This window comes from Bradyrhizobium sp. KBS0727 (assembly GCF_005937885.2).
In the GTDB taxonomy this organism is placed as follows: domain Bacteria; phylum Pseudomonadota; class Alphaproteobacteria; order Rhizobiales; family Xanthobacteraceae; genus Bradyrhizobium.
Genome location: NZ_CP042176.1, coordinates 2157916 through 2172195, shown reverse-complemented (window position 1 = coordinate 2172195; position 14280 = coordinate 2157916). Strand labels below are relative to the sequence as shown.

At 62.6% G+C, this 14280-nt stretch carries 11 protein-coding genes; 7 read left to right on the top strand and 4 right to left on the bottom strand.

What is annotated here, in order from left to right; genetic code table 11:
• Positions 1–30 precede the first annotated feature (30 nt).
• Positions 31–1794: an ABC transporter ATP-binding protein gene (locus FFI89_RS09945; protein WP_138835137.1), complete on the bottom strand. Its 1764-nt coding sequence runs from the start codon at positions 1792–1794 to the stop codon at positions 31–33.
• Positions 1795–2099: 305 nt separating this feature from the next.
• Here FFI89_RS09945 and FFI89_RS09940 point away from each other — a divergent pair, with 305 nt between their 5' ends.
• The 6 genes from FFI89_RS09940 to FFI89_RS09915 all read left to right on the top strand — a co-directional run bounded on the left by FFI89_RS09940 (position 2100) and on the right by FFI89_RS09915 (position 8030).
• Entirely contained in the window at positions 2100–3170 is a 1071-nt protein-coding gene (locus FFI89_RS09940) for a glycosyltransferase family 4 protein (RefSeq protein WP_138835135.1), read from the top strand.
• Between the two features lie 287 nt (positions 3171–3457).
• Entirely contained in the window at positions 3458–4711 is a 1254-nt protein-coding gene (locus tag FFI89_RS09935; protein ID WP_138835133.1) for an ABC transporter substrate-binding protein, read from the top strand.
• A gap of 15 nt (positions 4712–4726) precedes the next feature.
• Positions 4727–5596, top strand: a complete 870-nt coding sequence (locus FFI89_RS09930) for a branched-chain amino acid ABC transporter permease (RefSeq protein ID WP_138835131.1) — start codon at positions 4727–4729, stop codon at positions 5594–5596.
• Positions 5593–6573: a branched-chain amino acid ABC transporter permease gene (locus FFI89_RS09925; RefSeq protein ID WP_138835129.1), complete on the top strand. Its 981-nt coding sequence runs from the start codon at positions 5593–5595 to the stop codon at positions 6571–6573. The genes FFI89_RS09930 and FFI89_RS09925 overlap by 4 nt, the downstream gene beginning before the upstream one ends.
• A gap of 10 nt (positions 6574–6583) precedes the next feature.
• Positions 6584–7333: an ABC transporter ATP-binding protein gene (locus FFI89_RS09920; protein WP_138835127.1), complete on the top strand. Its 750-nt coding sequence runs from the start codon at positions 6584–6586 to the stop codon at positions 7331–7333.
• Positions 7326–8030, top strand: a complete 705-nt coding sequence (locus FFI89_RS09915) for an ABC transporter ATP-binding protein (protein WP_138835125.1) — start codon at positions 7326–7328, stop codon at positions 8028–8030. Before FFI89_RS09920 ends, FFI89_RS09915 begins: the two co-directional genes overlap by 8 nt.
• A gap of 149 nt (positions 8031–8179) precedes the next feature.
• Here FFI89_RS09915 and FFI89_RS09910 read toward each other — a convergent pair whose 3' ends face one another.
• The 3 genes from FFI89_RS09910 to FFI89_RS09900 all read right to left on the bottom strand — a co-directional run bounded on the left by FFI89_RS09910 (position 8180) and on the right by FFI89_RS09900 (position 13302).
• Positions 8180–10126 (bottom strand): alkyl/aryl-sulfatase, encoded by a 1947-nt coding sequence (locus FFI89_RS09910; RefSeq protein ID WP_138835123.1) that lies wholly within the window; start codon positions 10124–10126, stop codon positions 8180–8182.
• 49 nt (positions 10127–10175) lie between these two features.
• A complete protein-coding gene (locus FFI89_RS09905; protein ID WP_138835121.1) occupies positions 10176–11996 on the bottom strand; it encodes an NAD(P)/FAD-dependent oxidoreductase in 1821 nt (606 codons plus the stop codon).
• 61 nt (positions 11997–12057) lie between these two features.
• Positions 12058–13302 carry an acyl-CoA dehydrogenase family protein gene (locus tag FFI89_RS09900; RefSeq protein ID WP_138835119.1) on the bottom strand — a complete coding sequence of 415 codons (1245 nt, stop codon included), beginning with the start codon at positions 13300–13302 and terminating at the stop codon, positions 12058–12060.
• Positions 13303–13404: 102 nt separating this feature from the next.
• Here FFI89_RS09900 and FFI89_RS09895 point away from each other — a divergent pair, with 102 nt between their 5' ends.
• Positions 13405–14220 (top strand): IclR family transcriptional regulator, encoded by an 816-nt coding sequence (locus FFI89_RS09895; protein WP_168212852.1) that lies wholly within the window; start codon positions 13405–13407, stop codon positions 14218–14220.
• Positions 14221–14280: the final 60 nt, after the last annotated feature.

The window sequence follows — 14280 nt, the reverse complement described above, 5'->3', positions numbered from 1 at the left end:
GGACCTCGACGCAAACACTAACGACGCAGATCAGGCCGCATGGCTTGCGAGGTGCCCCATCTCGCGCGCGACCAATTCGCGATAGGGGCCCTTTCCCTTCACGAGAACGTCCGGCGGACCATCGTCGATGATCCGGCCACCCTGCAACATCACCACGCGATCGAAATTGCGCAGTGTGGCCAGACGATGCGCAATGGCAATCACGGTGCGCCCGCGCATCAGCCGGGACAGCGCTTCACGGATGGCTTCTTCGGATTCGCTGTCGAGGGCCGCGGTGGCTTCATCCAGCAACAGGATCGGAGCGTCTTTCAAGAAGGCGCGCGCAATTGCGATACGCTGCCGCTGTCCGCCCGAAACCTTGATGCCGCGATCGCCGACGATGGTCGCCATCCCCTCCGGCAGGTTCTCGATGAAGTCGCAGCGTGCCGCGATTGCCGCGCGCAGTACCTCGTTATCGGTCGCGCTCGGCCGTCCATAGCGGATATTTTCGAGGATCGAGCGATGGAACAGCGAGATATCCTGTGGCACGACGGAAATCGCTTCACGCAGGCTTTGCTGCGTCACCCGCGAGATGTCCTGGCCATCGATCGTGATCGTGCCGTGCTGGACGTCATAAAAGCGTTGCAGCAGCGTGAACAGGCTGGATTTTCCGCCGCCGGATTGCCCAACCAGCCCGACCCGTTGGCCGGGTTTAATGCGGAGGTTGAACTTGTCGAACACCTGAAGCCCACTCGGATAGCCGAACGAGACGTTGTTGAAAGCGACCGCCGCACCGCTCTTGACCAGGGGCTCGGCCTCGGGGTGATCGTTCAATTCGTGTGGCTGCAGCAGAGTCGCAATCGCCTCGGTAAGCCGGGCGACATGCTGGGTAACGTCGACCAGCGCCACCGCCAGGTCGCGTGTCGCACTCAGGATCGCAAGGCCGAGCGTGCAGACCAGAACGACATCGCCGGTGGTCGCAGTACCCTGCTGCCAAAGGTTGACCGCCCAGGCCAGCATGCCGATGGTGAGCACCACGGTTACCGCGGCGTGAGCCAGACGCAGTTTCTCGAGATAACGGAGGCTGCGCCCGCGCGCGTCGATTTCCCGATTGACGGTGGCGTCGAACCGGTCGTGCTCATGGCCGAGGCCGCAAAATGCGCGCACCAGCGGCATGTTGTTGATGACATCGACCATTTCGCCATCGACTGCGGCGGCCTTGTTGGCAAAGTCGTCATGCAGGGGTTTGCCCGCGGCGGCCAGGTGGAACATCACCACCACCATGGTTCCCGCGATCACGATCATGCCGAGTGACATTGGCAGGCTGACGGTTCCAATCAGGGCGATCGCCACGACCGTCGCGATGCACGGCGGCAACACATTCCAGACGAACATGTTCTCGACGGTGAACACCGCATTCGATGTGGCGGTAATGCGGCTGGTGAGCATGCCCGGCATCCGGTCGGAGAAATAACTCGGCGCGTGGCCGGTCAGATGGCGGAACATGTCGCGCCGGAGGTCACCGGTGACGCCGACAAAGGTAAAGCTCGCTGTCCAGCTTGCGATCCGCCAAAGAAAATTGTCGGCAGCGATCAGCGACATGAGGAAAACGAATGCCAGCCATACGCCGCCCGCGTGCGGGCGGCCGGCCGACAGGCTGTCGACAAGATGCTTGACGCCATATTGCGTGCCCACCGAGCAGGCAACCGCCGAGACGACAGCGGACAAGATCACCACATGGGAGGTGAGACGATTTCGCAGATATCGCAGCACGAAGGCGACGGGACGATGTGCATATCCTGAGAGCTGGTCCATGACGTCTGCGTACCTGTTGATGGTGAACGAGAATTTTTTCGCGATCTCGCCCACGATTACGTGAATGTAACGGCGCTGGATTTGGAACGCCCGGCCATGACTGCGCAACAATCATGCAGCATGACGGCAAGTAGAAATCTGTTCGTGTCGCATGGCATCGGCAAGACCAGACTGTGAAAGAAGGAAGGTCGTTACGCTGACCAAAGGGAACTTCGCAGATGCGGGAACGTTCCCGCTTGGGCATGCCGGTGCCGAATTCAGGCTGAGGGCTTTTTCATCCACGATCACAAACAGGAGACGGAAAGATGCGCATTGCGCAGGTTGCCCCGTTGACGGAGGCCATTCCCCCCAAACTGTACGGCGGGACCGAACGGGTCGTACACTGGTTGACCGAGGAACTGGTGGCGTTGGGACACGACGTCACTCTTTTTGCGAGCGGTGATTCCCAGACGTCAGCGAAGCTCGACGCCACCTGGCCGAAGGCGCTGCGCCTTGACGGCGCGGTGCGCGATCCGAATGCGCTGCACATGGTGATGCTCGAGCGGGTTCGTCAAAAATGCGACGATGAAGAGTTCGATTTTCTGCACTTTCACCTCGACTACTATCCGTTCTCGCTGTTCTGCCGGCAGCCGACGCCGTTCCTGACTACCCTGCACGGCAGGCTTGACCTGCCGGAGCACCAGCCGGTGTTCAGCGCATTCTCCAAAGTTCCGGTGATCTCGATTTCCGATGCGCAACGGCGGCCCGTGCCGCAGGCCAATTGGGTGCGGACCATCCATCATGGGCTACCCGAAAACCTGCTGACCCCGCGGCCCGTGAAGCCGTCATACCTCGCCGTGCTCGGCCGGATCGCGCCGGAAAAGGGCGTCGATCGCGCCATCAAGATCGCGACCCGCTGCGGCATTCCGCTGAAGATCGCCGCCAAGGTCGACCGCGTCGACCAGGAATATTACGACGAGCTGATCTGTCCGCTCATCAACGGCAATCCGCTGGTCGAATATATCGGCGAGATCAGCGACAGGGAGAAATCGGACTTCCTCTCAGGCGCCATCGGGCTGTTGCTACCGATCGACTGGCCGGAACCCTTCGGCCTCGTCATGATCGAAGCCATGGCGTGCGGCACCCCTGTCCTGGCCTTCAACCGCGGGTCGGTACCCGAGATCATCGAGCCGGATGTCACCGGCTTCATCGTGGAGGATGAGACCAGCGCCGTCGCGGTGGCCGATCGTCTTGCCGCACTCGACAGAGTGGCCATTCGAAAGCGGTTCGAGGAACGATTCACGGCCCGCCGCATGGCGCTGGACTATCTCGCCGCCTATCGGCGCCTCATGGAAGCCGCGCGACCGCGCATCAAACTGGTGAGCAGCGCCGAATAACTTGCGGTGGCCGGTCCTCTCGCCGCGCGAGCGCACCGGCCACCGCTTAATTGTCAATAATATCCCGCGGGCCTGGTTGAGCGTCTCGGAATACGGATCGCTCGACCTGCCGCCTCGGAATCGATCCGCTCATGCTGCAACGCACCCAGCATTCGGCCAAGCGTCGCGATCTGCGCGGATATCTCCTTTGAAATTGCGGAACTACGTGCTCTTATCATCCCAAGGCTAACAGCCACACAGGCGATCGGACGGGAAATCTATACCGCCGTCGCAGGGGGAGAAACGGCATGAGAAGGAATCGCAAGGGCTCTGTCATTAATAATGCTGATCAAAGCTCGCCGCATTCGAAGCGGCAAAGCCGGCGTCAGTTCCTGGTCAAGACCGGTGGCGTGCTTGCCGCCGGTGCTTTCGGCGCGGTTCCGCTGCGCGGCTGGGCGGCCGACGCCGTCAATATCGGCGCGCTCTACCCGACCACCGGCGGCATGGCGCAGATCGGCGTCGGCTGCGTCGCGGCCGCCAAGCTCGCGGTCGAGATGGTCAATGAAGCCGGCGGCATCAAATCGCTCGGCGGCGCCAAGCTCAATCTGATCGTCTCCGACGTGCAGAGCGACACTACCGTAACGCGCACCGAAACCGACCGGCTGATCACCGGCAACAAGCTGTCCGCGATCCATGGCTGCTTTGCCAGTGCGCTCACGCTGATCGCCAGCGAAGTCTGCGAGCGGGCCAAGATGCCGATCATCACCGGCTCGAGTTCCGACCAGCTCAACAAGGGACGCACCTACACATTCACGCCGTTTGCCCGCGCTTCGCAATTCGCAAAGGCCCAGCTGCAGATGGCTAAACTGGTCGGCGACAAGCCCAAGGTCGCAGTGATCTTCGAGAACACCGCCTTCGGCACCTCGACCTCGAACGGCCTCAAGGAGCTTGCGCCTGCCGAAGGCGTCGAGATCGTGATGTTCGAGCCTTATTCGGCGGGATTCACCGACGCCTCGCCGCTGATCAACAAGGTCAAGGCCTCCGGCGCCAACGCTCTGTTCTCGGTCTCCTACCTGAACGACCTCATCCTGATCGTGCGAACGGTCAAGCAGGTCGGCCTCAACGTCGCCATCAACGGCGGCTCGGGCGGCTTCGTCATTCCCGACTTCTACAAAAATGTCGGCAAGCTCGCGGAAGGTCTCCAGGGTGTAGCGCACTGGAACCATGACATGAGCGACGACGCACAGAAAGTGAATGCCGAATACAAGAAGCGCACCGGCGAATTCCTGTTCGAATATGCCGGCGGCCTGGTCGCGCAGACCTTCATGCTGGCCGACGCGCTGGAACGCGCGGGTTCCGCCGATCCGCAGAAAGTCCGCGAGGCTCTCGCGACGCTCGACGTGTCGAAGGGCTATGCAGCGATGGCACCGGGCGGCAAGGTCAAGTTCGCCCCGGACGGCAAGAACATCTACGGCCATCCCGTCGGGGTGCAGTGGCAAAACGGCGATCTCGCGAGCGTCTTCCCCGATGAAGACAAGCGTGCGACGCTGATGAAAACCTGACGCCGGACCAATTCGATGTGGGAGACACTGGCCCAGGCCGTCATCAACGGCCTGCTCATCGGCGGCATCTATGCGCTGGTCAGCATCGGCGTCACGCTGATCTTCGGCGTGGTCAAGATCGTCAATTTCGCCCAGGGCGAATTCGTGATGATCGGAATGTACATCTCGTTCTTTCTCTCCAGCCAATTCGGCATCGACCCCATCGTCTCGCTGCTGGTCTCGATGCCGGTTCTGTTCGTCTGCGGCGTCCTGATCCAGCATTTCCTGATCCGCCGGGTGCTGGGGCCGAACGACATGCCGCAGATCTTCCTGACCTTTGCGTTGTCGCTGTTGCTGCTCAATCTGTCGCTGATGCTGTTTTCGGCGAACTACCGCACCGTCCACACTTCCTATTCGGATGAAGCGTACCATATCGGCGGACTTTATATCCCGGTCGCAAAGCTGATCGCCTTCGTGGTCGCGATGGGGCTGAGCGGCGCACTATGGGTGTTCCTGCACGCGACCGACATCGGCAAGGCCATGCGCGCGGCCTCGCAGAACCGCGACGTGGCGATACTGATGGGAATCAACCCGAACCGCGTGTTCTGTGTAGCCCTCGGCGTGGCGCTGGCGCTGGCCGGCGCCGCCGGCTCGCTATTGATGCCGTTCTATTCGGCCTATCCGTTCGTCGGCCAGGTGTTCGTGCTGATGGCGTTCGTCGCGGTCGTGCTCGGCACGCTCGGCAACGTCATCGGCGCGCTGATCGCCAGCCTGATGATGGGGGTCGCGGAATCGCTCGGGATCCAGTTCGTCGGCGCCGATTCCGGATTGATCGTGGTGTTTGCGATGCTGCTGCTGACGCTGGCCTTCAAGCCCAACGGCCTCGGCGGAGGACGCGCCCGATGATTCGCCCTATCAACCGGTTTTGGCTGGCGCTGGGCCTCGCGATGCTGATCGCCCTGCCGCATCTCGTGACGAGCTCGTTTGCGATCGACATCTTCATTCGCATCCTGCTGTTCTCCTTCATCGGCGTCGCCTGGAACTTGATGGGCGGCTACGCCAAGCAGTTGTCGCTCGGACACGCCGCCTATTTCGGTCTCGGCGCCTACACCTCTACCATCCTGCAGATCGATTTCGGCATCTCGCCCTGGATCGGCATGGTAGCCGGCGGCGTGGTAGCGATGCTGGCAAGCCTGCCGATCGGCTGGCTGTGCTTCCGTCTGCGCGGCCCCTATTTCACCATCGCGACGATCGCAACGGCGCAAGCGCTGATGCTGATCTTCCTGAAGTTTCGCGATTTCGCCTGGGGCGCCGAAGGCACCACGATCCCCAACCTCGGCAGCGCGCCGCTGATGATGCAGTTCGAAGGCAAGGCGGCCTACTATTATGTGGTGCTCGGGCTTCTTGTGCTGGGACTGACCATCACCTGGCTGATCGAGCGCTCCTGGATGGGATATTATCTGGTCGCGATCGGCGAGGATGAAGATGCGGCCGAAGCGATCGGCGTCAACGCGCCGAAGATCAAGCGCGACATCTACATGATCAGCTCGTTCCTGACCGCGCTCGCCGGCACCTTCTATACCCAGTACATCTACTTCATCGACCCCGCGACCGCGTTCAGCTTCAGCATTTCGATCGAGGCCGCGCTGGTTTCGATCGTCGGCGGCATCGGCACCCTTTGGGGTCCGGTGATCGGGACCGTGCTGCTGGAGACGACGTCTGCCTTGCTGCAAAGCTGGCTCGGCGGCCGGGTCGGCGGCATCCAGCTCACCATCTACAGCCTGATCCTGATGGCGGTGATCCTGTGGCGGCCAACCGGGCTGATCGGCTTCGCGACCGATATGTACCAGCGCTACGTCCGGCGCCAGCCGGCGCGCGCGTAAGGATCGGACGATGGCAGAAGCACTGGTCATCAAGGGTCTCAGCAAGCGCTTCGGCGGCTTGCGCGCGGTACAGGACGTCAGCTTTTCGGTGCAGGAGAACGAGACCGTGGCGCTGATCGGGCCGAACGGCGCCGGCAAGACCACGAGCTTCCATCTCATCACCGGATTTCATCGGCCCGACAGCGGCTCGGTCATGGCCTTCGGCAAGGAAGTCGTCGGCATGAAGCCGCACGACGTCTGCGCGCTCGGCATGGCGCGCACCTTTCAGGTCGCAAAACCTTTTGGTGCGATGACCGTGCTGGACAACGTCATGACCGGCGCGTTCCTGCGCGACCGCCACGTCGCCGCCGCGCGCGAAAAGGCGCTGGAGGCCATCGATTTCGTCGGCCTCACGGCCAGGGAAAAGACCGCGGCCAAGGACCTCACCACCATCGACCAGCGCCGGCTGGAAATGGCGCGCGCGCTGGCGACGCAGCCGCGTATCCTGCTGCTGGACGAGGTGATGGCCGGGCTGAACCCGGCCGAGATCGACCAGGCGGTAGCCCTGGTCAAGAAACTATCCAGCCGCGGACTGACCATCGTGATCGTCGAACACGTGATGCGCGCAATCATGGCGGTCGCGCGTCATATCGTGGTGCTCGACCACGGCCAGAAGATCGCCGAGGGCGTGCCCAAGGAAATCGTGGAGAATCCGGAAGTGATCCGCGCCTATCTCGGGTCTTACGTCCATCCGCCCGCGGCGGGAGACACCCATGCTTGAGCTGTCAGGCGTCAGCGCCAGCTACGGATCGGTGCCCGCGATCACCGACGTCACCATCTCGATCGGCGAAGGCGAAGCGGTCGGTCTTCTCGGCGCCAACGGCGCCGGCAAGAGCACCACGCTGCGGGCGATCTCGAGCCTCGTAAAACTCACCGCGGGCAATATCACCTTTGCCGGCACCAATCTCGCGTCGCTGCCGCCGCATCGGATTCCGGAGTTGGGCATTGCCCACGTTCCGGAAGGCCGCCAGGTATTTCCGGAAATGACGGTGCAGGAAAATCTCGAGATCGGCGCCTATGTGCCCAAGGCCAAGGCTGAACGCGCCCGCACGCTCGATCTGGTCTACGGCATCTTTCCAAGGCTCGCCGACCGCAAGAAGCAGCTCGCGGGAACCATGAGCGGCGGCGAGCAGCAGATGCTGGCGGTCGGCCGCGGGTTGATGCTGAAGCCGCGCCTCTTGATGCTTGATGAGCCTTCGCTCGGGCTTGCACCCGTCATGACCGACGTCACCTTCGAGAAGATCGCCGAGATCCACAAGATGGGCACCGCGATCCTGCTGGTCGAGCAGAACGTAAGCCGCGCGCTGTCGCTGGTGCAGCGCGCCTATGTGCTGGAAAGCGGCAACGTGATCATGCACGGCACCAGCACCGAGCTTGCCAACAACAAGCAGGTGCAGGCGGCGTATCTGGGGATTTAGCGAATACACTCTCCGCCGTCATTGCGAGGAGCGTAGCGACGAAGCAATCCACTTTCCTTTAAGCGGAGAGATGGATTGCTTCGCGGAGCCTGTCATCGGGCGCGCATTCGCGCGACCCGTTGGCTCGCAATGACGTCGAAGCTGCGTTCTCAGCTCACCGCCGTCCGCTTCGGCTCGACAATCTCGAACATCCGCGGGAATTCGTCCATCAGCACCATCAATTCGCCAAGCCGCATCGGATTGCCGGCAACCTTGATCTTGCCGGCGCCGATGGCTTCCGGGAACGTCGTCAGCTTGGCGATGACTTCGTCGAGCACACCGCGCGGCAGCGTGAACGAGGCGTCGGCGTCGGCCGCCTGCGCGCCGGCCGTATAAGTCAGCGCGCTGTTCTCCAGGTTGAGAACAAAACCTTCGTTGGTGTCGGTGAAATTCCAGTTCAGCACGATCCGCTTGCCCTCGGCCTTGGGGCCGTTGAGGCGAACGCCGAGCACGTCCCAGAGCTGCTCGGTGCGCAACGCGGCCAGCGTCTCGCGCGGCATCGGCGGCCGTGGCGGCGCCTTGGGCATGCCGTTTCGCAATTCCTGTGCGCCGAACAGATAGGCGTTGCGCCAGGTCGAACTTTCAGAGGCATAGCCGAGCTGTTCGAACGTATCCGCCAGCAGCGCGCGCGCGGCCTGGTTGTCGGGATCGGCGAAGACGAGATGGCTGACGGCCTGGGCAACGAAACGGAATTCACCCTTGGCAAAATCCTTTCGCGCCCGTTCCAGAATCGCATCCGCCCCGCCCATATACTCGACATACTTCTTGCCGGATTCCACCGGCGGCAACGGATCGAGATTGACCGGGTTGGCGTCGTACCAGCCGAGATATTTCTGGTAGATCGCCTTCACATTATGCCGGATGTGGCCGTAATAACCGCGCCCGTGCCAGGCGCCGTCGAGGCTTGCCGGCAGGCGGATGGTTTCCGCGATTTCGGCTGCTGTCAGGCCGTGGTTCATCAACCGCAGGGTCTGGTCATGCGCGAATTTGTAGAGATCGCGCTGCTGGCGGATCATGGTGTCGATCCGCTCATGTCCCCATACCGGCCAGTGATGCTGGCCGCACATCGCATCCGCCTTGCCGCCCCACATCTGCAGCGCTTCGCCGAGATATTTCGACCACGCCAGCGCGTCGCGGACGTCGGCGCCGCGGAACGGCAGCAGGTTGTGAAAATTATGCGTGCAGTTTTCTGCGAGATTCAAAAGCTTGTAGCGCGGAATGTAGAAATGCATTTCCGCCGGCGCTTCCGAGTTCGGCGCCATCTGGAATTCGAATTCGAGCCCGTCGATGGTGCGCTTGTCGCCGGTCGCAATGATCAGATCGGTCGGACGCAACAGCGAGACCGAGCCCGCCGCCATCGACTTCCCAAGCCCGCAATCGACCTGCCCGCGCACGCCCTTGGCCAGGAACGGCCCGAACTGATATTGCGCGCGCCGCTGCATTGCCGGACCCGCGATGATGTTTTCGGAGACCGCATGCTCCATGAACAGGTTGGGCGCAATGATCGGCACGTGGCCGCTAGCCAGCGTTTCGTCGTCGAGAACGCCGCGCGCGCCGCCCCAATGGTCGGTATGGGTATGCGTGAAAATGACCGCCGCGACCGGGCGCCTGCCGCGGTGCTGGAAGTAGAGTTCCATCGCGGCCCGCGCGCCCTCGATAGAGGTCAGCGTATCCACCACGATGACGCCGCTGTCGCCCTCGATCAGCGTCATGTTGGCGATGTCGAGCCCGCGCACCTGATAGACGCCGGGCACCACCTCGAACAGGCCGTGATGCATGTTCAGTCGCGATTGCCGCCACAGGCTGGGATCGACCGTTGCGGGGGCCTGTTCCGCCGACAGGAAGCCATAGGGCTCCAGGCTCCAGACCACCCGGCCCTGCGGCGAGGTGACCTTTGCGTTATCAAGCGTGCCGAGAAAGCCGCGCGCGGCGTCGTCGAAGTCACGCGTGTCGGAGAACGGCAGCGCCTTCAGCATCGCCGCGTGCTGCGCGATCACGGAAGCGGAGGCGTCCTTCGGCATTTCCTTGGATGTTTCAACGCTGGCTGTCTGGCTCATACTCGTGCGCTCCCTCATGCAACAGAAAACAGAAATTGAAATCTCGCGTTCAGCGGAACTGCAGCCCCTCGAATCGGCCGCTCTGGCGCCATTCGTCGATGTACTTGAAATAGGCCATCGCACCCGAGGGATGGCCGACATTGAGCCGCGCCGCCGGACCGGGTTCGCGACCCTCATTGTTGTAATAGCCGGGCGTGCAGTCGGGCCCGCCGATCATCCGGCCGACGCCGGTCAGCAGCAACTCGACCCACTTCTCTTTGGCCTCTTTGGTCACCTCGATTTCCTTGAAGCCGCCCGCCTGCGCGTGGCGGACCATCATCGCAATGGTGCGCGCCGCCTCGGTCAGGTTATGCGGCACGTTGGAGATCAGATTGGCGCCCTGCGTCGGCTGCACGAAGAAAGCGTTCGGGAAACCATGCACGTGAATGCCGTGCTTGGTGCGCATGCCCTCGGCCCAGTAGTCCGACAGCTTGACACCGCCCCGCCCAGTGAGGTCGAAGCCGGACCGCCGTCGATACTCGGTGCCGACCTCAAAGCCGGAGGCATAGATGAGGCAGTCGAGCCGATACTCTTTCCCCGCGACGACCACACCGTTTTCGGTGATCCGCTCGACACCCTTGCCGTCGGTGTCGACCAGATGCGTACCTGACGTGTTGAAAGCCTGCAGATAGGCGTCATGGAAGCACGGCCGTTTGCAGAGCTGGCCATACCAGGCCTTGAGCTTGCCGGCGGTTTCGCGATCTTTCACCAGCGCGTCGACCCGGTTGCGAATCTCCTCCATCTTCTCGAAGTCGGAATCCTCAAAGGCCGCCCGCATGTTCTGCACGGTCCGCTGCTCGCGCGGCAGCAGCATGATCCTGGCGCGGATGCGCCGGGACAGGTCGGTCCAGCCGTCCTGAACCAGGTCTTCCTCAGCGCCGCCTCCGGCCTGGTTCGCAGTAAAGTTCTCGAGCCAGCGCTGCTGCCAGCCGGGCGTCGCGATCTCCGAAAACCATTCGGGATCGATCGGCGCGTTGGCGCGCACATCGACCGACGATGGCGTGCGCTGGAATACGTAGAGTTCCTTGCAGGCCCGCGCGAGATACGGCACGCACTGCACCGAGGTCGCGCCGGTGCCAATGATCCCGACGCGCTTGTCGGCCAGTTTTGTCATCAGCGCGCCCTGGGGATCACCGCCGGTGTAGTCGTAGTCCCAGCGGCTGGTATGGAACGAGTGTCCCTTGAAACTGTCGATGCCGGGAATGCCGGGCAGCTTGGGAACGTGCAGCGGCCCGGTGCCCATGCCGAGGAATTGTGCCGTGAAGGCGTCACCGCGGTTGGTGCGGATATTCCAGCGCGATTTCGCTTCGTCCCATTCGAGACTTTCCACGATCGTGTGAAAAAGCGCATGGTCGTAGAGACCGAACTGTTTGCCGATACGCTGGCAATGCGCAAGAATCTCCGGCGCATGCGCGTACTTCTCCGACGGCATGTGCCCGGTTTCCTCGAGCATCGGCATATAGATTAGCGAAGCCGTGTCGCATTGCGCGCCGGGATACCTGTTCCAGTACCAGGTGCCGCCGAAATCGCCGCCCTTCTCGATGATACGGACATCTTTGATGCCGGCTTCCGACAGCCGCGCCGCGGTGGCGAGCCCGGCAAAACCACCGCCGATGAACGCGAAAGTGACATGGTCGGTCTTCGGCGCGCGCGGGGTCACCGGCGTATAGGGGTCGTCGAGATAACGGGCGAGATGTCCGGTGACTTGCAGATACTGGTCGTTACCGTCGGCACGGAGCCGCTTGTTGCGCTCCTCCAGATATTTTTGGCGCAGCCGCTCCTTGTCGATCGAAGGGGTCTGCAAGCCCTGAGGCTGGTCTACTATCGTCATCCGAAGGCGCCTTTCGAGAAATCTGGCAAGAAATCCAATCGTCAGCCGTCATTAGCACCGCTCAGGATGGGTGTGCAGACAGATATGGCGAGTTGGCGATCGACCAGACGGGCATCGGCTCCATCCGGAAGATCTGTCGCAGATGCACTTCGTCCGGACCGTCGCCAATCCGCAGCAGGCGGCCCCAGGCCAGGGCCTGATGGATCGGCGTGTCGTCGGACCCGCCCATCGCGCCGAACACCTGCATGGCACGGTCGGCGATCCGCTGCAGCATCGCCGGCACCGCGACCTTGATCAGGGAGACGTCGCGCCAGGCGCCGTGATGACCGGCCTGGTCGAGCCGCCACGCGCAGCGATAGGCAAGCAAGCGCGCCTGCTCCAGTTCGACGCGGGATTCGGCGATCCAGCGCTGAATGGTATCGTATTGAATCACCGTCCGCCCGAACGCCGAACGCTCCGACGCGCGCACCATCATCAATTCGATCAGCAATTCGCACAGCCCGATCGAGCGCATGCAGTGATGAATGCGGGCCGGACCAAGGCGAATTTGCGCGACCTTGAAACCTTCGCCCTCGGCGCCGAGCAGGTTCGCCGCGGGCACACGGACATTATCGAAGGCGAGTTCGCCGATCGGCGCGACGTGATCCTCGCATCCCATCCAGCGCAGCCGCCGCACCAGACGAACGCCCGGTGTTTTCATCGGCACGATGATGCAGGAATGGCGGCGCGTCCGGTCCGTGTCCGGATCGGTCACGCCCATCACGATCAGGAAACTGCATTGCGGATGCGCGGCACCGGTAATGAACCATTTGCGCCCGTTGATGACGTAGTCGTCGCCGTCGCGAACCATGCGCGTGGCAACGTTGGTCGCGTCAGACGAAGCCACATCGGGCTCGGTCATGCCGAACGCCGAACGGGTTTTTGCTTCCAGCAGCGGCTGCAGCCAGCGCACCTTCTGTTCTTGTGTCGCGCAATTCTGCAGCGCGATCATGTTGGGGACGTCGGGTGCCTGGCAGTTGAAGACTTCCGGCGCCCAGAACAGCCGGCCCATGATTTCGGCCAGCGGCGCGTATTCCAGATTGGAAAGACGCGTGCCGGGCTCGCCGTCGGCCAATTCGGGCAGGCCGAGATTCCACAAGCCCGCTGCGCGCGCCTTTTGCTGAAGCTCGCCCATGAACGGTGCGGCCTCGCCGTGGCCGGCGACGTGTTCGAGCCAGGCACGATGGCGCGGCAGCACCTCGGCATCGAAGAACGCCTGCAACTTCTCCCGCCATTGCTCCGATCGCCCGGAAAGATCGAAATCCATGTCGCCTCCCGCTTTTGGGACAGACCTAAGCGTATAACGACACGAAATGCAAATTCATTTCGATATATTGACAAAATATCAAACTTTGACCAATATTCCGTCATGGCAGCGATCTCCAGCATCGATCCCTCGTCCCGGGCCAAGACCCCGGAGGACCATGCCGATCCCGCTTTCGCGACCACGCTGGCGCACGGGCTCGACGTGCTAGCCGCTTTCCGCAATCGCAGCGGCTCGTTGTCGAATGCCGAACTGGCCCTGCATACCGGCCTGTCGCGACCGACGGTGTCGCGATTGACCCACACGCTGGAGCAGCTCGGCTACCTCAAGCGCGATGCCAAAGGCCGTTTCGAACTCGGGCTTGGTGTGCTGGCCGCCGCCTATCCGGTGCTGTCGGCGCTCAAAGTCCGGCAACTGGCGCGCCCGCTCATCCGCGACTTCGCCGCTTACGCCGGCGGCACGGTGTCCATTGCGATGCCGTTCGGGCTCGACTTCATCTATGTCGAGACGGTGCGCACCACCGACGCCGTCGCGCACCTTCCCGACGTCGGCTTTACCGGCACGCTGGCGACCTCCGCCGTCGGCCGTGCCCTGCTGTCGCTCTTCACGCCAGAGGAACACGCGGCCTACCTCGCCAATGTCAAGGCTGAGCGTCCGGAAGAGGCCGACTACGTGCAAACGCGGATGCTGCCGGATATCGAACTCTGCAAGGAACGTGGCTTTGCGGTCTCGCTCGGCGAATGGCGGCGCGAAATCTTTGGCGTCGCGGCGCCGCTGTACCGGACGCCGTCGGGCGATTGCCTTTCCGTCAATTGCGGCATCCCCTCGTTTCGCTTCAGCGCCGAGCAGATCGAGCGCGAATGCGGGCCACGCATCCTCGGCCTCGCGCGCAGCATCCGCTCGCTGGTCGCCAACGGCTGACGACCCGGTTGACCGGCAAGACGCATCGCTCGATCGATGCGGAGAATGGGGGAGAGATCA